The organism is Streptomyces asoensis, assembly GCF_013085465.1.
Classification (GTDB): Bacteria; Actinomycetota; Actinomycetes; order Streptomycetales; family Streptomycetaceae; genus Streptomyces; species Streptomyces cacaoi_A.
On sequence record NZ_CP049838.1, the window covers coordinates 498,150 to 519,775 of the forward strand.

Annotated in this window: 15 protein-coding genes; 4 read left to right on the forward strand and 11 right to left on the reverse strand. The window is 72.3% G+C overall.

Features of this window, described 5'->3' with window-relative positions; translation table 11 throughout:
• Nucleotides 1-213: 213 nt before the first annotated feature.
• Genes G9272_RS02390 through G9272_RS02400 form a run of 3 tightly spaced genes read right to left on the reverse strand, consistent with a single transcriptional unit; the run spans nucleotide 214 to nucleotide 2,657 of the window.
• Complete coding sequence (locus G9272_RS02390; protein ID WP_171394949.1) at nucleotides 214-1,005, reverse strand: ABC transporter permease; 792 nt, start codon at nucleotides 1,003-1,005, stop codon at nucleotides 214-216.
• Nucleotides 1,002-1,979, reverse strand: coding sequence for an ATP-binding cassette domain-containing protein (locus G9272_RS02395; protein ID WP_171394950.1), 978 nt, complete (start codon nucleotides 1,977-1,979; stop codon nucleotides 1,002-1,004). Before G9272_RS02395 ends, G9272_RS02390 begins: the two co-directional genes overlap by 4 nt.
• A gap of 12 nt (nucleotides 1,980-1,991) precedes the next feature.
• Nucleotides 1,992-2,657 (reverse strand): DUF4097 family beta strand repeat-containing protein, encoded by a 666-nt coding sequence (locus G9272_RS02400; RefSeq protein WP_171394951.1) that lies wholly within the window; start codon nucleotides 2,655-2,657, stop codon nucleotides 1,992-1,994.
• Nucleotides 2,658-2,878: 221 nt separating this feature from the next.
• Here G9272_RS02400 and G9272_RS02405 point away from each other — a divergent pair, with 221 nt between their 5' ends.
• Nucleotides 2,879-3,634 carry a helix-turn-helix domain-containing protein gene (locus G9272_RS02405; protein ID WP_171394952.1) on the forward strand — a complete coding sequence of 252 codons (756 nt, stop codon included), beginning with the start codon at nucleotides 2,879-2,881 and terminating at the stop codon, nucleotides 3,632-3,634.
• A gap of 113 nt (nucleotides 3,635-3,747) precedes the next feature.
• On the opposite strand, the gene G9272_RS02410 is transcribed toward G9272_RS02405, so the two are convergent.
• From G9272_RS02410 to G9272_RS02420, 3 genes are all read right to left on the reverse strand, one after another.
• A complete protein-coding gene (locus tag G9272_RS02410; protein ID WP_171394953.1) occupies nucleotides 3,748-5,937 on the reverse strand; it encodes a S9 family peptidase in 2,190 nt (729 codons plus the stop codon).
• The gene (locus G9272_RS02415; protein ID WP_171394954.1) at nucleotides 5,910-7,694 is read right to left on the reverse strand and encodes an N-acetylglutaminylglutamine amidotransferase; all 1,785 of its coding nucleotides are present in this window, start codon (nucleotides 7,692-7,694) and stop codon (nucleotides 5,910-5,912) included. Before G9272_RS02415 ends, G9272_RS02410 begins: the two co-directional genes overlap by 28 nt.
• Before the next feature lie 98 nt (nucleotides 7,695-7,792).
• The gene (locus G9272_RS02420; RefSeq protein ID WP_253267681.1) at nucleotides 7,793-8,980 is read right to left on the reverse strand and encodes a carboxylate-amine ligase; all 1,188 of its coding nucleotides are present in this window, start codon (nucleotides 8,978-8,980) and stop codon (nucleotides 7,793-7,795) included.
• 508 nt (nucleotides 8,981-9,488) lie between these two features.
• Between G9272_RS02420 and G9272_RS02425 the strand changes: the two genes are divergently transcribed.
• Together G9272_RS02425 and G9272_RS02430 are read left to right on the forward strand one after the other, a co-directional pair.
• Nucleotides 9,489-11,687 (forward strand): DUF4139 domain-containing protein, encoded by a 2,199-nt coding sequence (locus G9272_RS02425; RefSeq protein WP_171394955.1) that lies wholly within the window; start codon nucleotides 9,489-9,491, stop codon nucleotides 11,685-11,687.
• Between the two features lie 7 nt (nucleotides 11,688-11,694).
• The gene (locus G9272_RS02430; protein ID WP_171394956.1) at nucleotides 11,695-13,254 is read left to right on the forward strand and encodes a mucoidy inhibitor MuiA family protein; all 1,560 of its coding nucleotides are present in this window, start codon (nucleotides 11,695-11,697) and stop codon (nucleotides 13,252-13,254) included.
• Between the two features lie 15 nt (nucleotides 13,255-13,269).
• Here the strand turns inward: G9272_RS02430 and G9272_RS02435 are convergent, their stop codons facing one another.
• Genes G9272_RS02435 through G9272_RS02450 form a run of 4 tightly spaced genes read right to left on the reverse strand, consistent with a single transcriptional unit; the run spans nucleotide 13,270 to nucleotide 17,996 of the window.
• On the reverse strand, nucleotides 13,270-14,679 hold the full coding sequence (locus G9272_RS02435; RefSeq protein ID WP_171394957.1) for an acyl-CoA reductase: 1,410 nt from the start codon (nucleotides 14,677-14,679) through the stop codon (nucleotides 13,270-13,272).
• On the reverse strand, nucleotides 14,676-16,019 hold the full coding sequence (locus G9272_RS02440; protein ID WP_171394958.1) for a hypothetical protein: 1,344 nt from the start codon (nucleotides 16,017-16,019) through the stop codon (nucleotides 14,676-14,678). The genes G9272_RS02435 and G9272_RS02440 overlap by 4 nt, the downstream gene beginning before the upstream one ends.
• A gap of 10 nt (nucleotides 16,020-16,029) precedes the next feature.
• Nucleotides 16,030-16,743: an ABC transporter ATP-binding protein gene (locus G9272_RS02445; RefSeq protein ID WP_171394959.1), complete on the reverse strand. Its 714-nt coding sequence runs from the start codon at nucleotides 16,741-16,743 to the stop codon at nucleotides 16,030-16,032.
• Between the two features lie 11 nt (nucleotides 16,744-16,754).
• Nucleotides 16,755-17,996, reverse strand: coding sequence for an ABC transporter substrate-binding protein (locus G9272_RS02450; protein WP_171394960.1), 1,242 nt, complete (start codon nucleotides 17,994-17,996; stop codon nucleotides 16,755-16,757).
• Nucleotides 17,997-18,125: 129 nt separating this feature from the next.
• Here G9272_RS02450 and G9272_RS02455 point away from each other — a divergent pair, with 129 nt between their 5' ends.
• Entirely contained in the window at nucleotides 18,126-20,822 is a 2,697-nt protein-coding gene (locus G9272_RS02455) for an ABC transporter permease subunit (RefSeq protein WP_171394961.1), read from the forward strand.
• A 7-nt stretch (nucleotides 20,823-20,829) separates the two neighbouring features.
• On the opposite strand, the gene G9272_RS02460 is transcribed toward G9272_RS02455, so the two are convergent.
• A complete protein-coding gene (locus tag G9272_RS02460) occupies nucleotides 20,830-21,624 on the reverse strand; it encodes an SDR family NAD(P)-dependent oxidoreductase (RefSeq protein ID WP_171394962.1) in 795 nt (264 codons plus the stop codon).
• Nucleotides 21,625-21,626: the final 2 nt, after the last annotated feature.

Below are 21,626 nucleotides of genomic sequence, written 5' to 3' on the forward strand. Positions count from 1 at the left end.
ACGTCGCAGTCCCCCGCCTTCCGCGCCCCGGGCCACCCCCGCCCCGGGGCGCGGAACTGTTCACGGCCGCCCTGCTGGACTCATCGTCCGGAGTCACCCGGGCCCGGCGGGCGGCCGATGACGCGAACGGGGCGGCGTGCGCCGACGCGGTGTCGGAGTACGCCGCCCTCGGGCGGAACAAGGTGCGGGAGGCGACCCGCGCCGGCACGGCGGTTACTTCGGGTCGCGGTCGAACAGTGACTTGGACCAGAAGTAGCCGAGCACGGCGAGGCCCAGGCACCAGGCGACCGCGAGCCATCCGTTGTGGCCGATCTCGCTGCCGAGCAGGAGCCCGCGCAGGGTTTCGATGGCCGGGGTGAACGGCTGGTACTCGGCGATCGGCTGGAACCAGCCCGGCATCGCGTCGACCGGGACGAAGGCGCTGGAGATGAGCGGCAGGAAGATCAGCGGCATGGCGTTGTTGCTGGCCGCCTCGGGGTTCGGGCTGGACAGGCCCATGCCGACCGCGAGCCAGGTGAGCGCCGTGGCGAACAGGACGAGCAGTGCGAACGCCGCCAGCCACTCCAGGGCCGTGGCGTCCGTGGACCGGAAGCCGATGGCCACCCCGACGGCGCCGGCGAGGGTCACGCTCATCACGCACTGGATCACGCTGCCGACGACGTGCCCGAAGAGCACGGACCCGCGGTGGATGGCCATCGTCCGGAAGCGGGCGATGATGCCCTCGGTCATGTCCATGGAGACGGACACGGCGGTGCCGATCGTGGTGGAGCCGATGGTCATCAGCAGCAGGCCCGGCACGAGGTAGGCGATGTAGTCGGAGCGGTCGGCGCCGTCGCCCCCGATGCCGGCGCTCATCGCGTCGCCGAAGACGTAGACGAAGAGCAGCAGCAGCATGACGGGCGTGAGCAGCAGGTTCAGCGTCATCGACGGGTAGCGCCGCGCGTGCAGGAGGTTGCGGCGCAGCATCGTGGAGGAGTCGCGCACGGCGAGGGAGAGGGAGCTCATCGGACAGCCTCCTTGGGCTGGTCGGGCCGGCTGGACCGGACCGGCACGGTGGAGCCGGTCAGGGCGAAGAAGACGTCGTCGAGGTCGGGGGTGTGCACGGTCAGCTCGTCGGCCTCGATGCCGGCCGAGTCCAGCCGGTCGAGGATCGAGCGCAGCTCGCGCTGGCTGCCGTCGCTGGGGATCTGGAGCGCGAGCGCCTCGTCGTCCCGGGTGACCTCGCGCAGCGTGGAGGCGGCGTCCTGGTAGGCGGCCGGGTCGGAGAAGCGGAGCCGGACGTGGCCGCCGGGGATGAGCCGCTTGAGCTCCTCGGCGCTTCCCTCGGCGGCGATCCTGCCGTCGTTCAGCACGGCGATGCGGTCGGCGAGTTCGTCGGCCTCTTCCAGGTACTGGGTGGTGAGGAAGACGGTGACGCCGTCGGAGACCAGTTCGCGGATGATCTGCCACATGTTGTGCCGGCTGCGCGGGTCGAGGCCGGTGGTCGGCTCGTCGAGGAAGATGATCCGCGGGCTGCCGACGAGGGTCATGGCGATGTCGAGGCGGCGCTTCATGCCGCCGGAGTAGGTGGCGGCGGGCTTCTTCGCGGCGTCGACCAGGTCGAAGCGCTCCAGCAGCTCGGCGGCGACCCGCCTCCCCTCGGCCCTGGACAGGTGATGCAGATCCGCCATGAGGAGCATGTTCTCCTCGCCGGTGATCAGCCCGTCCACCGCGGAGAACTGCCCCGTGACACCGATCGCGGCACGCACCGCCTGCGGGTCGGCGGCGAGGTCGTGTCCGCCGACGCGGATCTCGCCGGAGCCGGGGTCGGGGGAAATGAGGGTGGAGAGGATCTTGACGGCGGTGGTCTTGCCGGCGCCGTTCGGGCCGAGCAGGGAGAAGATCGTTCCTTCGGGGACGGCCAGGTCGACGCCGTCGAGGACGGTCTTGTCGCCGTAGGACTTGCGCAGCCCGTTCGCCGCGATGGCCGGGTCGGTCATGACGATTGCTCCTCAGAGGCTGCGGGCGACGATGTCGCCGTAGGCGGTGGTCGCGTGGATGTTCAGGTCGGCGGCGCCTTCGGTGTTCTTGAGCGCGTTGTGGATGCGGCCGTAGGTGGTGCCGGCGTCCAGGGAGGCGGAGACTCCACGGGCGGCGCCGACCGACACCTCGCCGGCCTCGGTGCGCAGCATGACCGTGCCGTGCACGGCCTCGGCGATCCGGATGTCGCCCTTCTTGGTGCTGATCTCCGCGGGGCCGTTGAGGCGGCCGACCGCGACGTCACCGGCGAGCAGGGTGAGTCGGGCGCTCGCGGCCTCGTCGAGCTTGACCGAGCCGTGCGAGCCCTCGAAGACGACGTCACCGAGCCGTCCGACGCCCCGGAACTCGGCGCTGGCCGCCTTCGCCTCGACCCAGGAGTCGGCGGGCAGCTGGATGGTCACCTCGACGGATCCGGACTTGCCGAGGATCCGGTTCTGCACCGAGGCCTCGACCCGCAGGACTCCGCCGCCGAACTCGACCCTGGCCTGCTCCGCCGCCTTCACGTCGCGGCCGTTCGAGGCGTCCGCGGGCAGGACCTCGACCGTGGTGTCGGCCCGGTCGGCGGCGATGAACCGGATGCGCCCCGCGGGGATGTCGAGGACGGCGGCGATCGGGGCGGGGGTGTCGAACTTCTGCATCGTGCTCTCCTTCGGCCCGTTGTTTCTGACATCGGAAAAGCTACGTTGCATTCATAGATCCTTCAACGCTGTCGTTGCACTCAATCGCTATAATACCAGTTCAGAGCCTATAAATCGTTGCAATGGTTTGAAATTCAATGCAACGACAGCAGCCCGTTCGTTGCAATGGATGAAGGGTGAACGCTATGCTGGAGACACCACGGCACACGAAGGAGATCCCCATGCCGGGAGGCAGACTCACCCAGCAGGAACGCCAGCAGATCTCGCTGGGACTGGCCGACGGCCTCGCCTACGCGGAGATCGCCAGACGTCTGGATCGCCCGACCTCGACGATCACCCGTGAGGTGATGCGGAACGGCGGCCCCACCGCCTACCGCGCCGACCTGGCCCACCACGCGACCGAACGCCGTACCCACCGGCGAAGGCAGGTCACGCCCCGAGGGGCGGCGGCGCCCGCGCCGGCCCACGGACGCGACGCCGAGGCCGTGCGCGAGTACGAGGAGATGTTCACCACCCTCCTCATGGGACAGGGCCTGCCCAAGATGATGTCCCGGGTGCTGACCTGCCTCTACACCACCGACGCGGGCAGCCTCACCGCGTCCGAGCTCGTCCAGCGCCTCGAGGTCAGCCCGGCGTCCGTCTCCAAAGCGGTCGCGTTCCTCGAGAGTCAGGGCCTCATCCGCCGGGAACGGGACGAACGCCGCCGCGAGCGCTACGCCGTCGACGACGACGTCTTCTACCAGTCGACGATCGGCAGTGCCCGGTCCAGCGCCCAGCTCGCCGAGGCCGCTCGGCAGGGCGTCGGCGTCCTCGGCTCCGGCACCCCGGCCGCCGCCCGTCTGGAGAACATCGCCCGCTTCGTCGACTTCGTCGCCGAGGGCATAACCCGCGCCGCGGAGCAGGCCCGCGAGGTCCTCCACACGAAAGCCAAAGCGCCCTCGGACGGCACTGCCGAGCCGGCTTCAGAGCACGGATAGTCACCCACCGCTGATCGGCCATCGTCCCCATCGGCAGCGACCTCCGGACCACCGAGGACCTCGCCCGCGCCCTCGCTCCCGAAATGCGCGAGTTCCTCGGTGGCAGGGGCGGTTCAGCCGGTCAGGTGACGCTGAAGCCAGTCCGCGGCGGCCCGGCGGAACAGTCGCCGGTTGTCCGCGCGCAGGAAGTCGTGCCCCTCGTCGCGCAGGGTGAGCACCTCGGCCGGGATGCCCCGGTCACGCGCCGCTCGTACGAACTGCTCGGACTCCCCCGGCGGCACGTTGGTGTCGTGTTCGCCGTGGACGGCGAGCAGGGGGACGCGCAGCGCGTCGATGCGGGTCATCGGCGAGAGCTCCCGCAGCAGTTCGCGGTCGCGCTCGGGGTGGCCGTACTTGTGGGCCGCCGACTCCGCGAGCCAGGGCTCCGTACCGGCGAAGAAGGTCGCGAAGTCCGACATGCCGCAGACGGCGACGCCGGTGCGGAACAGATCCGGGTGCCGTACGAGAGAGGCGAAGGTCAGGTAGCCGCCGTACGAGCGCCCCATGACCGCCAGTCGGGTCGGGTCGGCGGGGCCCGCGGGCACCGCGTGAGCCGCGCAGTCCGCGACGTCGTCCAGCGCGGCGAAGCGTCCGGCGCCCAGGTCGGCGTCGACGAACGATCTGCCGTGCCCCGAGGAGCCTCGGACATCGGGGGCGAAGACGTCCAGCCCCCGCCCGGTCAGCTCGTGGTAGAGCGGGCTGAAGACCGGGCGTTCGTGCTCCTCCGGACCACCGTGCAGGTGGATCACGCAGGGCGCCGGGTCGCCCGGCGCCCGGCCCGGCGCCCGGTAGTACCAGCCGCTCAGGGGCAGCCCGTCCCGCGCCGTGAGCCGCAGGAGGACGGGCCGTACGGGCGAGCGGCCCGGCGCGACGGCGTCCTCGTCACGGGACGACCAGGGGGTGCGCAGCACGGACACGCCCTCGTAGGCCCACCACACCCCGGGCCGACGCTGGGACCCGGACAGCGCCGGCAGCAGTCCCCGCGGGCCGGCCGCCTCGACGCGGGTGACGACCTCGTGGGGCAGGGGGACGGGCGTCGTCGGCAGCGGGCCGTAGGGGGCCCGTCGCGTCGGGAGGGGCTCGACGAGTTCGAGCCGGCTCTCGCCCCGTTCGTTCCAGGAGAGTGCGGCGGTGCGGCCGTCGTGGGAGAACGCCAGGAGGTCGAGGTCGCTGTCCGGCCGTTCCGCCATGACGGACGTGCCGTGCGGTCGGCCGTCGGCGCCGAGGGCGACGGCGAGGAGTGCCGCGTACTCACGTTCGGCGTCGCTGCGCAGCCACAGCGTCCGCCCGTCGGGCGAGAACCGTCCGATCCACGGATCGCCGTCGGCGACCGGCACGGTGCACGTCGTCTCGGAGTCGGCCGTGCGCCGGACGGCCGCCTCCCGCCGTCCTCGCGGCCCCCGGCGCAGCAGCACGAGCCTGCCGTCGCGACTGATGTCGCACACCCGCAGGGTGGCGGCGTGCGTCTCCACGGTGAGGAGTACGGGGGACGAAAGACCGTCGGGATCGATCAGGTAGGCCGACAGACCGCCGTCGGGACGGACCGCCGGTACCGGGGGCCCCGTGGCGTCGGCCGCCTTCACGGTCTGCCCCGTTCCCTGTGCGGTTTCGTACGGAGTACCGCCCAGGAGCGTCGCCCGGCCGTCCCGGTCGGCCCAGTTCGTCGGCAGAGCGGCGTCCGCTCGGGTCGGCCCCGCACCGTCCGCGTGCGTGCGGGCGTCCGGCGCGGCGAGCGTGACGGCGACGGCCGAGCCGTCGTGCGCCCAGCAGCCCAGGTAGGCGGTACTGCCCGGGTCGGCCCCGGCCAGGACGCGGCGGCCGGTGCCGTCGGGTCGTACGCACAGCACCCTGGTGTGCTCACCACCGCCCGGTGCGGTGGTGTAGGCGATCCAGCGGCCGTCCGGCGACCAGGACACCTCCTTGACGGGATCCGGGAGGGAGTCGAGCAGTCGCACCTCGTCCCCGTCCAGGGGCCCGACCCACAGCTGGGGAACGCCGCCCCGGTCGCAGATGAAGGCCACCTCGGAGCCCTCGGGGTTGGCGGAGGGATACCAGCAGCCGTGAGCGCGCAACCGGATCACGGCGTCCCGCGGGCCGCTCGCCTCCGGCAGTTGAACCGGCGCCGGGGCCGGGGCGGCGGGGGCGGCGGCGCCCCCCGCGTCCGCCGACCGGGTGTCGGTGGGCGGCGCGGCGGCTGGGTCGCCGCTCAGCGCCGTCGGTGCGCTCCGCCCGTCACTCACGTGATGCCGTGCGTCTGAAGCCATATCTCCAGCAACGCTACCTGCCACAGGGCGTTCGCTCCCCGTTTGGTGCGGTGCTCGTCGGGCGCCTCGAGGAGCTCGGACACGTAGGACTCCTGGAAGAGGCCGCGCCGCCTCGCCTCGGGTGCCTCGAGCGCTTCGCGCACCCGCTTCAGGACGGGGCCCGCCATGTGCCTGATCGCCGGGACCGGGAAGTAGCCCTTGGGACGGTCGACGATGTCCGGGGGCAGCAGCTGACGGCCGGCTGCCTTCAGCACGCCCTTGCCGCCGTCGGCCAGCTTGAGTTCCGGCGGGCAGGCCGCGGCCAGCTCGACCAGTTCGTGGTCGAGGAACGGCACTCGGGCCTCCAGTCCCCAGGCCATGGTCATGTTGTCGACCCGCTTGACCGGGTCGTCGACGAGCATGACGTGCGTGTCCAGACGCAGGGCCGCGTCCAGGGCCGTCTCGGCTCCGGGAGCTGCCATGTGGTCCCGGACGAAACGGCCCGAGACGTCGTCGCCGGGCAGCATGCCGGGCTCCAGGATCCGGGCGAGGTCGGCGTGCGGCCGGTCGAAGTACGTGTCGGCGTACCGCTCGGCCGCGTCCGCGCGGGCGGCCTCGGCGAGTCGCGGGTACCAGTGGTAGCCGGCGAGCACCTCGTCGGCGCCCTGCCCGCTCTGCACGACCTTCACCTCCTTGGACACCTGCTCGGACAGCAGATAGAAGGCGACCACGTCGTGGCTGGTCATCGGCTCGCTCATCGCCGCTACGGCGCCGTCCAGGGCCGTCGACACCCGGTCGGAGGGAACCATCAGCCGGCGGTGGTCGGTGCCGAACTCCCGGGCCACCAGATCCGAGTACCGGAACTCGTCGCCCTCCTCCCCGCCCTCGGACTCGAACCCCACGCTGAACGTCATCAGGTCCCGCTGTCCCGCCTGGGCCAGCAGCGCGACGATCAGACTGGAGTCCAGGCCGCCGGAGAGCAGGACGCCGACCTGGACGTCGGACACCATCCGTCGGCGTACGGCCGTACGCAGCGCCTCCAGCATCGCGTCACGCCAGTCGTGCGCGCCCATCGCCGCGTACTCGGCCCGTCGCGTGTACGACGGCTGCCAGTAGCGGTGGTCGTGTTGGGTGCCGTCCGGTTCGACGACCCGCACGGTGGCCGGCGGGAGCTTGCGCACACCGCCGAGGACGGTGCGCGGAGCGGCGACCGTGGCGTGCCAGCTCAGGTACTGGTGGACGGCGACCGGATCGAGTGAGGTGTCCACCTCGCCGGCGGCGAGAAGGGCGGGCAGGGAGGACGCGAACCGTAGCCGCCCCGGCGTCCGTGCCAGGTACAGGGGTTTGATACCGAGCCGGTCGCGCCCCAGCACCACGCGTCCGGACCGGTGCTCGACGAGGGCGAAGGCGAACATGCCGTAGAAGCGCTCCACGCAGGCGGTGCCCCACTGCCGGTAGGCCTTGAGCACCACCTCGGTGTCGGATGTCGTCGTGAACCGGTGTCCGAGGCTCCGCAGCTCTTCGCGCAGCTCCCGGTAGTTGTACACACAGCCGTTGAAGACTCCGGTGATCCCGGCCCGGGAGTCGGTCATCGGCTGCGCCGCGAGGTCCGACAGGTCGATGATCTTCAGTCGCCGATGCCCCAGCGCCACCGCGCCCCGCGTCCAGATTCCCCGGCCGTCGGGACCACGGGCCGCGAGCCGCTCGCTCATGCGCTCGACGGCCGCGAGGTCGGGTCGTTGACCGTCGAAGCGGATCTCCCCGCTCAGACCGCACATGATGTGCCGCCTCCGTTTCGTTCGGCGTGGGCCGAGCGCCGGGACGTGGGTGCCGGACGGTCGGCGTAGGGAAATGGGTCGTCGGTGTCCATGGCGATTCACCTGCGGGTCAGCGGCCGCGCGAACCGGTGGGAGGGGTCTGTCACCCCGGCGGCGGGCGGAAGCTTCTTGCGGCGGGTGGCCGCCGCCCTGCCGGGCGCGCGTTCGCCGCGGGTCTCGGCGATCAGCATGTCGACACAGGCCAGCAGATCCTCTTCCTCTGCGATACGGCGCATACGGCGAGCCGCACTGCCCTCGGTGAGGGTCTCCTCCGCCAACGAGCGGACGGTCCCCCAGTCGCCGTCCGCCTCCAGGGCGGGGCGCAACCGGGCGAGCAGCTTGTGCACGACCTCCCCGGCGGGCGCCTCCAGGTGGGTCTCGGGATCCACCAGGCCGCCTTCGAGCCCGGACCGGGCCGCCCGCCAGGAGGCGCCGCGCAGCCACTCGTGCCGACCTTCGCAGTCCGGGGCGGCGCCCGTCCGAAGCCTCTCGCAGGCCTCGGTGACCAGGGCGCGGAACAGTCCGGCGACGAGCACGACGGTCTCCGCTCGCGGGCAGGAATCGCAGATGCGCAGTTCCAGCGTCTGGAGATGCGCGGAGGGGCGTACGTCGTAATAGATCATCCCCACATCGCTGATGATCCCGGACCGGACGAGATCGCGCACTGTGGCGTCGTACTCGGCCGCGCTCGCGAAGCAGCCGACCGGGCCCGCGGTGGGCCAGCGCTGCCAGAGCATGGTGCGCCAGCTCGCGTACCCGGTGTCGGCCCCCTGCCAGAACGGGGAACCGGCGGAGAGCGCCAGAAGCACGGGCAGCCAGGGCGAGACCGCGCACATCACCCGCACCGCCGTGTCGCGGTCGGGGACGTCCACATGGACCTGGGCACCGCAGATGAGCTGCTCGTCGGCGACCGTGCGGTAGTCCTCGACCATACGGCGATAGCGCGCTCCGGCGGTGGGGTGCGCGGCCGCCGCCGGCGCGAGTGGCGCCGCGCCGGCGGCCACCGCCGCCAGTCCCAGCGAAGACGCGGCCGCGTCGAGCCGCCGTCTCGTTGCGGCGAGGTCGGCGTACAGATCGTCGAGGGATGTGTGCACCTCGCTGTTCGACTCCACGGTGGACTGGTGCAGCTCGGTGGTGAAGGTACGCCGTGGGAGGCGTCGCAAGAGCGAATTGGCGCGCGGCACGAGCAGCCCGCTCTCCACCTCCAGGACGTGGAACTCCTCCTCCACTCCGATACGAACGCTCACGGTCACTCCTCGGGGTGATGCGGAGCGGCTGTTCGCCGCAGGCGAAGGGTCCCTCACCGGCGCGCACGGCGGCAGGTGAGGGACTTCGAGTCACCAGAACGGCGATTTATAAGCACACATTGCATATGTGACGTGAGCAAATCATGGATGAGCAGGTACATGGCCGGTGACATCTGGGATCCGGCGGTGACCGACACCGCCGACTGTGCCGTCGCGAAGACCTCTCGACCGCCCGCCGATGGCGGTCACCTGATTCCTCACCTTCGCGGCGGCAAGACAGCCGACCGCGCCGGGTCGGATTCCTGCGTCAGCACAGCGCGCCGACGCACGACCGGCTCCTGCGCGAACGCTTCCACGGGCCCGCCCGGAACCACCCATGGTCGCCGAGCAGACGGGCCAGAACTGACGCCCCTGAGCCGCCGAGGCGGTATTCCGGCCCGTTCGGCCAGGTCCATGGCCGGTCCGCGTAGGCTTCGCTCAGCACGGACGCGGCGGGGGGGCGAGGCACATGACGGCTCGGACGGCACTGAGGTGGGGGTCGACCCTCGATTCGGTGGTGGTGTACGCGCAGGGCGCGGTCTGCCGCCGCCTGGCCTCGGGCAGCGTGCCACCGGACGGCCGGGTGCGGGTGACGGGACTGCCCCGCTCGCTGGACCCAGGGTCCCTGCGGGCCCGTGTCACCGGTACCCCCGGTGTGCGCGTCACCGAGGCACGGGTGGAGGTCGAGGCCGAACCGCTCGCCGAGACCGCCCCCGACGCGCTGCGGCGCGAGGTGGAGCGGCTGCTTGACGAGTGCGCGGCCGCACGGGGGCGCCGGGACCGGCACCTGAGCCTGATCGAGGAGGTCAAGGGGCTGCGGCCGGTCCCGCCGGCCCGTAGGCGCGATGACCCGCACCGCCGCACCCCGGTCGACGCGTGGCTGGAGCTCGCCGAGTTCGTCGACGAGCGGCTGACCGGGCTGCACACCCGCCTCGTCGAGCTGGAGGAGGCACTGGGCCACGCCGAGCACGCGCTCTCCGTGGCCGCCGACCGGCTCGCCCGCGCCTCCACCGACGCACCGGCGGCGCACGTGGAGACCACGGTATCGGCGGTTCTGACCCTCGACGGCACCGGTGACGCGGAAGTGGAGCTGGAGTACGGCGTGCCGGGCGCGGTCTGGGTGCCGACCTATCGGCTCACCTACCGTCGGGACGACAGCAGCGGCCGTCTGGTGCTGCGCGCATCGGTCGCCCAGCGCACCGGCGAGGACTGGACCGGCGTGCGCATCGCCCTGGCCACCGCCGACCTACGGCGCCGTACCGACCTGCCCAGGCTCCGCTCGGTCCGGATCGGACGCCGTCAGCCCGCACCCCTGCCGTCCGGCTGGCGCGAGCCGCCGACGGGCCTGTCCGACCTGTTCGCCGGGTACGACATGGCACCGCTTCGGCCGGCCACGACCGTCACTCCCCTGACTCCCGGGGGCGTTCCCGTAGCCGCGGCCGCAGCGGTCGGCTCCACGTCCGGTCCCGTTCCGCCGATGCAACCGTCACCGCGGGGGTACGGCGAGTCGCTCGCGGCGGCACCACCGGCGTACGGCGCGCCGACCCCTCCGATGCAGTCGGCGCCGCAGGCCTACGGCGCACCGCCCCCTGTGCCTCCGCCGGGCAGCGCGGGCAGCGCCTACCCGGAGCCCTTCGGCGGCGGAACGAACGAGTTCGCGCAGCCGGTCCCGTCACGACCGGGCAGCGGGGGCCGGGGGCGAGCCCGCAGCCTGCCCCCCGCGGCGCCCGCCGCCATGGCTCCCCCGGCCCCTGCCCGCGCTGCCGCGCCCCCGGCACCCGCTGCCCCTGGCAGCGCCGCACCGGGGCAGGCTGCGGCGCCGGCCGCCGGTCCGCCACGGCCGAGCGGCGCCGAACTCGACTACACCGCCCTCGTGTTGTGCGGCCCCGACGTGCAGGGCGGTCGCCGGGGCCTGCTGTTCCCGGACTCCCCCTTCGACCCGGTGGCGGCCGAGCACCGCCGCCGCGCCGAGGCGGTGACCGCACTGCCGCTGCCCGGACACGCCGTGCGGCCTCGCGAGTCGGCCGGCTCCTTCGACCACCGCTTCGACGCCGTCGCCCGCGCCGACATCCCCTCGGACGGCACCTGGCACACCGTCACCGTCGGCGAGATCCCGGTCGGTCTGCGCACCGAGTACCTCTGCGTGCCGTCCGTCGAGCAGACCGTGTACGCGACGCTGGTGCTCTCCAACTCCACCGACCAGGCTCTGTTGGCCGGCCCGGTGGAGGTCACCGCCGGTGACGACTTCCTGCTGACCACCGCCCTGCCCACACTCGCCCCGGGTGGTGAGCGCCGGGTGGGGCTCGGTCCGGCCCAGGGCGTCCGGGTCACCCGCCGTACGAACCTGCACGAGTCGACCTCGGGGCTGCGCAACAGCACCACCGTGCTCGACCACCGCGTCCACGTGGAGCTGGCCAACCAGCTCGGCGAGCCCGTCACCGTCGAGGTCCGCGAGCGGGTCCCGGTCACCTCCGACGCGGACATCCGGATCGAGGAACGGGCCGACTGGACGGCGCCCCGGGACGGCGCGGGACCGGAGCAGCACGCACCCGGCACCCGCGTCTGGCGGGTCGACCTGCCCGCCGGCGCCACCACCGCCCTCGACGGCGGCTACGAGATCCGCATCGCGTCCGCCAAGACGCTGGCCGGCGGCAACCGCAGGAGCTGACACACCCATGTCCATCGCACCGGAGCCGATCCCCCTCCCCGTCACCGCCGTCACCTGTCTGGAGGACCGCGCCCACGTCGAGCGCACCACCGTGCTCGACCTGGAGGCAGGAGTCCAAAGGCTGCGTCTCGGGCCCGTCAGCGCACTGGCCGTCGACCGCACGCTCCACGCCGAGCTGACCGCCGAACACCCGGCGACCGTGCTCGACGTGCGGATCGTCCGCGACTGGACGCCGCGCGGGCCGCAGCCGACCGGCGACGACTCCGCCCTGCGCCACCGCGTGCACACGCTCGAAGAGGAGTTGCTCGCCCTGGGGCGCCGGCGCGACCGGCTGCACGCCCGCCTCGACGCGCTGGGCCGTCTCGCCGCCGATCTGCTGCGGGAGATCGCCGAAGGCGCCGGCTCGGGAGAGACCGAAGGGCTCCGCTGGACCCGCGAACTGGACCGGGTGGACGAGGAGCGCGACTCCCACGGCGAGCAACTGCGCACCGTGGAAGCCCGGCTGACGGCCCTCGGTGCCGAACTCGCCGAGGCCCGGCGGGTCATGGACCTCGCGGAGGAGCAACCGGCCGAACTGGTCGGTCACATCGAACTGACCCTCGAGGCCGCGGCCGCCGGGCCGGCCGATCTGCGCCTCAGCCACCTCACCCCGTGTGCGCTGTGGCGGCCCGCCTACCGGGCCGTACTCGACGGCGACTCCCTGACGCTGGAGACCGACGCGATGGTCTGGCAGCGCACCGGCGAGGACTGGTCCGACGTACGGCTGACGCTGTCGACGGCCCGCTCGGCACAGTCCACCGAGCCACCCCGGCTGGGCGAGGACCGGTTGACGCTCCAGGACCGCTCCCCCGCAGAGCGCCGCACCGTCGACGTCGAGCTGCGCGAGGAGGCGATCGCGGACCTCGGTCCGGCACCGGTGTTCGGTCTGCCGGGAGTGGACGACGGCGACGAGGTGCGGGTGCTGAACTCCCCCGCACCGGTCTCCGTGCCCGCGGACGGCCGCGCCCACCGTGTGCCGCTCTCCTCCTTCACCACGACCGCGAGCATCGAGTACGCCTGCACACCCGAGCTGTCCCCGCTGGTCACGCAGGTGGCGCGGTTCGACAACCGGTCCGGCCACGCACTGCTCGCCGGACCCGTCGACCTGATCCTCGGCAGCGGATTCAGCGGTCGCGGCACACTGGACTTCACTGCTCCCCACGCCCCCGTCGAACTCGCCTACGGCAGCCGCGACGACCACCGGGTCGTCCGGCACACCGAGGAGACCCGCGACACCGCCGCGCTCACCCAGCGGACCGTGGTCACCCGCACTGTCCGCCTCCATGTGTCCCGGTTCTCCTCCCCCGGTGAGCACGGCGACCGGGCGATCGTCCTGCGCGAACGGATCCCGGTCTCCGAGGTCTCGGCGGTGGAGGTACGGCTGCGTAAAGAGGCCTGCTCTCCCGCCCCCGACACGGTCGACGCCGATGGCATCGCCGGCTGGAGCCTGGCCCTGCCACCCGGCGGCCGACGCACCGTCACCCTGGTGTACGAGCTGTCGGCGAGCGCGAAGGTCGCCGGGCTGTGAACCGCCGTCCGGAGATCACTCGTCGTTCACCCAGCGCATGAGCCGCTGGAGCGGGTAGAACCCGTCGTGGGAGAGACCCGGTGGCATGCCGCCCGCCCCGCCCAGGGACACCACGCGCTGGACGCCGGCGCAGGCGAGGGCGTCGCGCAGCTCCGCCTTGCGGGTGGGGGGATACACGCCGACCGTCTGGGTGGCGACCCCGGCGTGTCCGACGGCTTCGGAAAGATCGGCGACCGGGACGACGTCGACGATCTTTCCGTCGGGGTGGAAGTCCACCGGTTCGGGCGAGCGGATGACCAGTCCTCGGCCGTCGTAGCCGCCCCACACCCGGTACTCGGGCGCCAGGGAACGCAGTACGTCGATCTCCTCGCGGAGTCCCGCCGCCACCCGCGGGCCGTCGGCCGAACTGAACTCCCTTGCCACTCCCAGGCGTTCGCAGAGCAGGGCGGCATAGCGGTCGGCGTCGTCCCGGGAACCCTCGACGAACTGGAAGCGGCTGGCCACGCACGCCTGCTGGTTGAAGAACGTGGCGTCGGCGGCGCCCGCCTCGGCTGCTCGGGCCAGGGTCTCGGGGGACTCGAACGCCTCGCGGCCGATCAGCGAGATGGATGTCTTGGGGTCGAAGGAGACCAGCTCGAATCCCGGGCCCACGTATCTCAGGGCGCCGCGGATGGTGGCCTCGCCGCCCCAGGCGACCAGCTTGTCGAAGAACTGCGGGCGGAACAGCACGCTCTCCACCGTCTCGTCGCCGCCGCGCCAGTACACCGCGGAGAACGAGCGCACCACAGGGTGACCGGGCGCCACCGCGGCCATCGTCCGCAGGATCGCGGTGGCGGTGAACAGGTCGTTCGACGGTAGCTTCAGGAGGTTGACGCCCTTGGTGAGGGCGCCGCGCACGACGGACATCGCCGCGACTCCGGGCGCGTTGCCGGCGATGATGTGCACCAGGCGTGGCGGGAACGCGCGGACGGCGGCCGTCCGGTCATCGGGCAGTCCCACCTCGCGCCAGCCGTCGAGCACGTCCGTCCCGCCGAGTTCGTGGTCGATCTGGGCATACAGGTTGGGTCGTCGGAAGCTGCGCCACAGCACGGCGTAGGCGCGCTCGAGCACCTGCGCCGGCAGCGGGCTGACGCGGACCATACGCTCCAGCGCCTCGGCGAGCAGGCCCGCGCGGTCCGCGCGGAGGGCCTCGCCGGTCTCCACCAACAGGTCGACGATCTCCGCGACGGGCACCTGGAAAGCGGGGCCGGGTTCGCTGCGGGGCCACACCAGACGGTCCAGGTCGAGGGCCGGTGCGGTGAAGGCCGCGCCCGGGCGGCCGTGGGTGGTCTGGGCGCCGTGGTCGACCTCGCCGCGGACGATGTGGACGACAGCCACCGAACCCGCCGCAGTGCCGGCCACGCCGTCGAGCGTCGTGTCGCTCATCCGTGGATCATCCCCCGCACATAGGAGTCGAGAGTCGCGGCGCAGGTGATCTTGTCATCGCCGCCGAGGTCGCCGTAGCGCTGGATGTCCGGCAGGACGACCGGTCCCGCTCTGCCGCACTCGCACGGGGAGAAGTCCACCAGGACGCGGTCGCCGCTGATCAGCCCGCCCCAGCGGCCCTCCAGGGAGACGTCGAGGAAGGCGAACCGCCCTTCCACGACGCCGTGTTCGGCGTTCAGCAGTGTCTCGCCCGGCTCGTCGAGCACCAGGGGGATCACCCACGGCGGTATGTGGTACCTGCTCTTCTCACAGGCGAGGCAGGAGCCCTGGAGCTCCGTCATGCCGTAGCTGCGCACGCGCCGTACGCCGGCGTAGAAGGCGGCGAACTGCTGCTGGTAGTCGTCGGGCAGCGCGCGGCCCTTGTTGCCGCCGCCGCTGAGCACCAGCGTGTCCGGGTGGAGGCTCCCGTCGGGCACACCGCGGGCGCGCAGCGCCTGGATCAGCGAGAACTGCTGGTTGTTCATGCCGGCGATCAGCAGCGGCTCGTCGCGGTGCGCGGCGATGTCCTCGACGATCCGGGCCAGGGCCGCGCCCAGTTCCCGCTCGCGGGTCTCGGACGCGGACTCGAAGGAGCTGATCTCCCGGGGGGTCGCGGTGCCCTCCGCCATCCGGCGGCGCAGCAGCGCGCTGCTCATCAGCTCGGACACCCGCATCGGGTCCTCGGTCAGCAGCCGGGTTTCCTCGGGCCGCGCGAAGACCTCGGCGTGCCACCGGAAGCCGTCGATGGAACGCATCGGGCCGCTCGCCGGTGCGAGCAGATAGCCGCGGCGGACGGGCTTCGGCGGGAGCGGGTCCGGCCAGCAGGTGAGCTGCTCCAGGATGTCGTGCAGGAAACTCAGGTCGCTCGCGTCGCAGTTGAGGAAGGAGACCTTCCCGGAGGTGCCGCTGGTGATGTACGGGCGGTGGCCGGCGGCGGTGACACGGTCCGTCCATTCGTCGATGTCGCGCACGCCGTCCACGTCCACGTCGTCAGGTTCGACCGCCGAGACGGTGGTGTACCAGCGCAGGAGCCGGTCCCATCGGCCGGCGGTGATGAGGGAGACGGGGTACGACTTGTAGCTGGTGTGCGAGAAGAGCAGCGGCACGAGGTCGTCGAGACTCGTGATCTCGCGGACGCCGGTCTCCTCCGCCCGGGTACGCAGCAGCGGGATCCGCTCGCGATGGGCGGTGAAGGTCTCCCGCGCGGCCTCCAGCCGCAACTCCTTCAGCTCATCGGCGGGTTGGTCGAAGGGGTCGCCGGACAGTACGAGGGATCGGATCTGCTCGCGGGCGCTTGCCACGGCATTCACCTCAATCAGTTGCATGAATTGTCTTTTCCGCGAGGTACGACGACTCGATCGCGTCCAGGTCCGCGCGCAGTTCCGCCGGGGTGCCGGTCATGGTGACGCGGCCGCGGTGCAGGACATACACGCGGTCCGCGATGTCCAGCACCTTGCGCACGTGCTGTTCGACCAGCAGCGCTCCCATTCCGCGGTCCGCCGCCTCGCGTACGGCGCGCAGGAGCCGGTCGACCACGAGCGGGGCCAGGCCCAGCGACAGTTCGTCCGCGAGGAGCATCCGGGGGGCACGGCACAACGCGCGGGCCAGCGACAGCATCTGCTGTTCGCCGCCCGACAGCATGCCCGCGCCGGTCCTCAGGCGCTTCGCGAGCTCGGGGAAGAGCTCCAGCGCCTGCTCCGTCGTCACCCGGCCGACCCGCAGGTTGTCCGCGGTGTCGAGCCGGGTGAAGACCGCCCGCTCACCGACGTACGCCAGGCCCTGCCGGGCGCGGCGGTGCAGCGGTGCGCGGCTGGGCTCGCCCAGCCAGTGTGCCTCGCCGTGCATCGGGAGCAGGCCGCCGGAGAGCGCCCGGAGGGTGGTGGTCTTGCCCGCGCCGTTGGGTCCGAGCAGGGCGACCACCTCACCGGGGCGGACCTCGAGTTCGAGGTCGCGTACGACGGGTCGGCTGCCGTATCCGGCGGACAGGGCGCGGGCTTCGATCAGGGGCACATCGGTGTCGTGCACGGGCTCTCTCCTCAGCCGGACGACGCGGCCGTCAGCACCTTGCGGACGTCGACGAAGGTCGATCCGGCCTTGGCCCACTCGATCTTCCCGTCGTGGATGGTCAGTTCGGTGGCGGTGGTGTTGTGGATGCGGTTGAGACCCTTGATCGGCAGGGCCGTCGCCGCCTTCCAGGTCAGCGGCGGCGTCAGGCCTCCGGTGTCGATGCCCGACGTGGTGTCCAGCTCCTGCACCAGCGCCTTCGCCGTGATCGTCGGCAGCCGCTTCACGGCCTCGGTGAAGACCTTGAAGGCCACCCAGGTGGTCCCGTTGGCGCCGTTGGTGGTGTCGATGTCCTTGTCGCCCTTGGTGGCTGCGAGGAAGTCCTTCCAGGCGGCGTCGGAGGTCGGCGGGTAGTAGCCGGTGATCGCGGAGCCCTCCAGGGGGCTGCCGCTCCCGCCGGTGCTCTCGGCCAGCTGCGGGGTGAGGTTGCCGACGACGCTGCCGAGTCTCGTCTTGGCGCCGGACTGCACATAGGACTTCACGAACAGGTCCGAGTGGGTGCCCAGGATGACGCTCACGCAGTCGCTGCCCTTGGTCGCGGCGGCCACCTGCGGGGCGAGGTCGGTGGCGGTGACCGGCACCTTGAGGTCCTTGGGCGCCGATCCTCCGGCGGAGGTCACGCCGAGGGTGAGGAACTGCGAGACGATGGCGGCGGCCGCCAGGTCGTACCGCACCCCGGAGATCTTCTCGCAGCCCTGCTCCACCAGCTGACGGCCGTGCGCCGCGAAGACCACCGGGGTACCGCCGTTGACCGGGAACGACAGCGGGTTGGAGAACTCCGCCGCCGAGACGCCGGTCCCGCCGAGGTACGGGATGCCGGCCTTCTCCAGGATGGGCATGTAGCGGTCACCCGCGAGGCTGTACGACCCCACCACCGCGACCACCTTCTCGGCGACCGCCTGCTGCGCGCACTTCTCGGCCTCGTCCGGGTCGTTCTTCTCGTTGCAGGTGAGCACCTTGAGCGGGGCGCCCTTGATGCCGCCGTTGGCGTTGATCCACTTCTCGTACGCCTGGGCGGTGAGCCGGACTCCGGGCTGGGCGCTGCCCTGGGTGTCCTCCGGCGTCCAGACCATCACCTTGACGGGTGTGCCCTTGAGCGAGGAGGTCTCGGCCGAGCTGCCGGACGCCTCTCCCCCACAGCCGGCGGCGAGCAGGGCTCCGGTCACCGCGAGACAGCTCGCTGCGGCGGTTCTGCGTCGGCGTGAGTCGTTCATGGTTCCTCCGCGGGGCTCGTCGTCGAGATGGCGAACAGCATGGGGTGCGTTTTCGGGTTAGTGAAGTACTCTCGGCACAATTATTTAAATGAATGTGCTGTCTGGCCCCTGCTACTGGGAGGTTCCCCGATGGACGACATCCTGCGGTTCGCGCTGCTCGGCCTGGGGCTGGGCGCGCTCTACGCGCTCACCGCGCACGGCATCGTGCTGGTCTACCGGGGCTCCGGCGTCCTGAACTTCGCGCACGGCGCGATCGGGATGACCGGCGCCTACGTCCAGTGGGAGCTCGCCGGCCGGCAGGGCGTGCCGTACTGGCCGGCCACCGCGTGCGGCGTGCTCGCCTCCGCCACGCTGGGCGTGCTCACCCATCTGCTGGTGCTCCGTCCCCTGCGCAGGGCGTCCTCGCTGGCCCGGCTGGTCGGCACCCTGGCGGTGTTCATCGTGCTCACCGCGATCGCCGTCAAGCGCTACGGCGACAGCCTTCAGCTGGTACCGGGCAAGCTGCCCACCCGGCTGCTGACCATCGGCGGCGCGACGGTGACCGAGGACCGCGTCTGGCTGCTCGGCATCGCGGTGGCCGTGACCGCGGCCCTGCATCTCCTCTACAAGCGCACCCTGTTCGGCCTCGGCACCTCCGCGGTCGCGGAGAACGAGGCCACCGCCGCCTCCCTCGGCTGGTCCCCGGATCTGATCGCCACCGGCAACTGGGCGCTGGGCTCGGCGCTCGCGGGACTGACGGGCATCCTGATCGTGCCGGTCATCGGTCTGTCGGTGACCGGGCTGACGACCCTCCTGCTGAGCGCCCTGGCCGCCGCCCTGGTCGGCAGGTTCTCGTCGTTCCCCGCCACCCTCGCGGGCGGTCTGGTCATCGGGGTCGTGCAGTCCGAGCTGACCCGCTTCGGCTCCGACGTCACCGGGCTCGCCTCGTCGGTACCGTTCCTGTTCATCGCCCTGGTCCTGATCGCGCGCGGCCGGGCGCTGCCGCTGCGCGGCACGTTCCTGGAGCGTCTGCCCGCCCTGGGCACCGGCCGGGTGCGCCCCGTGCCGCTGGCTCTCGCCGCCGTGGTCGCGCTGGTGCTGGTGAGCCTGTCGACACCGCTGTGGGCCGACGCGATCACCACCACCCTGACGCTGTCCCTGATCATCCTGTCGATCGTCGTGGTCACCGGGTACGCGGGCCAGGTCTCCCTCGCGGCCTACGCCCTCGCCGGGACCGGCGCCTTCATCGCCGGGCATGCGGCGGCCGACTGGGGATGGCCGTTCGAACTCGCCCTGCTGGTCGGCGTGTTGGGCACGGTGCCGATCGGGCTGCTGTTCGCACTGCCGGCGGTCCGCACGCGCGGCGTCAACCTCGCCATCATCACGCTCGGGCTCGGCACCACGCTGGAGGCGATGGTCTTCCAGAACACCGACCTGTCGACGACCCCCGGCAGCGACGGCATCGCGGTGGGCAAGCAGACCCTGTTCGGCATCAGTATCTCCGGAGTCGACCATCCGCAGCGGTACGCCGCCGTGGTGCTCCTGCTGTTCGTCGCCACCGCGCTCGTGGTCGCCAACGTGCGGCGCAGCCGGACCGGCCGCCGGCTCGTCGCCGTACGGGCGAACGAGCGGGCCGCCGCCGCGCTCGGCATCGACGTCCGCGCGGCCAAGCTCTACGCCTTCGGCCTGTCCGCGGCCATCGCCGCGCTCGCCGGCGTACTCACCGGCTTCCGCTCGACCTCGGTGGTCTTCTCCGACTTCGCCAGCTTCGACTCCATCACCGCGCTCGGGCTCGCGGTCATCGGCGGCGTCGGCTTCCTCGTGGGCCCGCTGTTCGCCGCGACCTTCGCGGCCGGTACGGTCGGGGCCCGGTTCGGCGACCTGGTGCTGCCCGGTCTGAGCGAGTGGATGCCGCTGATCGGCGGGATCATCCTGGTGCTGACCCTGGTGGGCAACCAGGACGGCATCGCCAAGGAACTCGGCGGCCGGGCGGCGGGCGTCCGGCGCAGGCTGTCCCCGAGGCGGGCACCGATGGTCCGGCAGGAGGCGTCGGCCGCCGTCGCGGACGTGCCCCGCGCCGCGCCCCTCCCGCTCCAGGTACGTGACCTCACCGTCCGCTACGGCGGTGTCGTCGCCGTCGACGGGCTCTCGCTGGACGTGGAGCCGGGCCGGATCGTCGGGCTCATCGGCCCCAACGGCGCCGGCAAGACCTCCGCCATCGACGCCGTCACCGGCTTCACCCGGGCCGCGTCCGGCACCGTGCGCCTCGGCGACCGGGACGCGACCCGCCTCCCGGTGCACCGGCGGGCGGCGGCCGGGCTGAGCCGGTCCTTCCAGTCGCTGGAGCTGTTCGAGGACATGACCGTCCTGGACAACCTGTACGCGGCCTGCGACCGGCCCGGCCGATGGGCGTACCTCACCGACCTGGTCCGGCCAGGCAGCCGCCCGCTCCCCTCCCATGTGCTCGTCGCGGTGCGGGAGTTCGGCCTCCAGGACAGTCTGGACCGGCCGGTGGGCGACCTGTCGTACGGCGAGCGGCGGCTGCTGGCCATCGCCCGCGCGGTGGCGGCCTCGCCGTCCGTGCTGCTCCTCGACGAACCGGCCGCGGGGCTGTCGGACGACGAGACGCGGGAACTGGCCCGGCTGGTGCGGCGGCTGGCCGAGGACTGGGGCATGGGAGTGCTGCTGGTCGAGCACGACGTCGACATGGTCATGAGCGTCTGCGACCAGGTCGTCGTCCTGGACTTCGGACGCCGGATCTGCGCCGGACCGCCGGAGGAGGTGCGCCGCGATCCGGCGGTCCGGGCCGCCTACCTGGGCGACCTGGAACCGGAGGCGCTGTCCTGACCGCGGTTCACGCGTCGCGGAGGTCCGCCACATACGGCTGGTGGGACAGCAGTCCGCCGTCCACGCGCAGGGTGTGCCCGGTGATGAACGCCGACTCGTCGGAAGCGAGGAAGACGACCGCCGACGCGACGTCCTCCGGGCGCCCCAGCCGCGGTGTGAGGTGATGACGCAGCATCGCCTCCCGGATCGCCCCGTGCGCCGAACCGGCGCTGGCCGGCGTGACGATGAAGCCCGGCGCGATGGCGTTGCACCGGATTCCCTGCTTGCCGTACTGGGTGGCGACGTACTGCGTGAGGTTGACGAGGGCGGCCTTCGAGGCGCCGTACGCGGGGTTGCGCAGGTCGCCCGCGAGGCCCGCCCCCGACGAGGTGTTGACGATCGAGCCGCCGCCCCGGGCGATCATGTGGGGGACGGCGGCCTGGATGGCGACCATCGTCCCGCGGAGGTTGATCCGCATCGTGTCGTCCCAGACCCCCGGATCGGCCTCCACGACGGCGAGGTCCCGGCGAGCGGCCAGGTGCGTGGCCGCCGCGTTGTTGTGCAGGACGTCGAGGCCGCCGTACGTCTCGAACGCGGCGGCCACCATGGCCCGTACGCTCTCGACGTCACCGAGGTCGACGGGGACGGCCGTCGCGGTGCCCCCGGCGGCGCGGATGTCCTGCGTCACCGCCTCGGCGCCGTCGAGGTTCAGGTCGGCGACCACCGTGTGCGCGCCCTCGGCCGCCAGGCGACGCGCGGTGGCCGCGCCGATGCCGGACGCGGCCCCGGTGACCACGGCCACCTTGTCTTCGAGTCGTCCCATGG

Bases quoted from the DNA above. Each gene is read 5' to 3' on its own strand.
- G9272_RS02425 (WP_171394955.1), top strand. From the start codon at position 9,489: ATGACGGCTCGGACGGCACTGAGGTGGGGGTCGACCCTCGATTCGGTG.
- G9272_RS02415 (WP_171394954.1), bottom strand. From the start codon at position 7,694: ATGTGCGGTCTGAGCGGGGAGATCCGCTTCGACGGTCAACGACCCGAC.
- G9272_RS02430 (WP_171394956.1), top strand. From the start codon at position 11,695: ATGTCCATCGCACCGGAGCCGATCCCCCTCCCCGTCACCGCCGTCACC.
- G9272_RS02455 (WP_171394961.1), top strand. From the start codon at position 18,126: ATGGACGACATCCTGCGGTTCGCGCTGCTCGGCCTGGGGCTGGGCGCG.
- G9272_RS02405 (WP_171394952.1), top strand. From the start codon at position 2,879: ATGCCGGGAGGCAGACTCACCCAGCAGGAACGCCAGCAGATCTCGCTG.
- G9272_RS02390 (WP_171394949.1), bottom strand. From the start codon at position 1,005: ATGAGCTCCCTCTCCCTCGCCGTGCGCGACTCCTCCACGATGCTGCGC.
- G9272_RS02410 (WP_171394953.1), bottom strand. From the start codon at position 5,937: ATGGCTTCAGACGCACGGCATCACGTGAGTGACGGGCGGAGCGCACCG.
- G9272_RS02400 (WP_171394951.1), bottom strand. From the start codon at position 2,657: ATGCAGAAGTTCGACACCCCCGCCCCGATCGCCGCCGTCCTCGACATC.
- G9272_RS02395 (WP_171394950.1), bottom strand. From the start codon at position 1,979: ATGACCGACCCGGCCATCGCGGCGAACGGGCTGCGCAAGTCCTACGGC.
- G9272_RS02435 (WP_171394957.1), bottom strand. From the start codon at position 14,679: ATGAGCGACACGACGCTCGACGGCGTGGCCGGCACTGCGGCGGGTTCG.
- G9272_RS02450 (WP_171394960.1), bottom strand. From the start codon at position 17,996: ATGAACGACTCACGCCGACGCAGAACCGCCGCAGCGAGCTGTCTCGCG.
- G9272_RS02460 (WP_171394962.1), bottom strand. From the start codon at position 21,624: ATGGGACGACTCGAAGACAAGGTGGCCGTGGTCACCGGGGCCGCGTCC.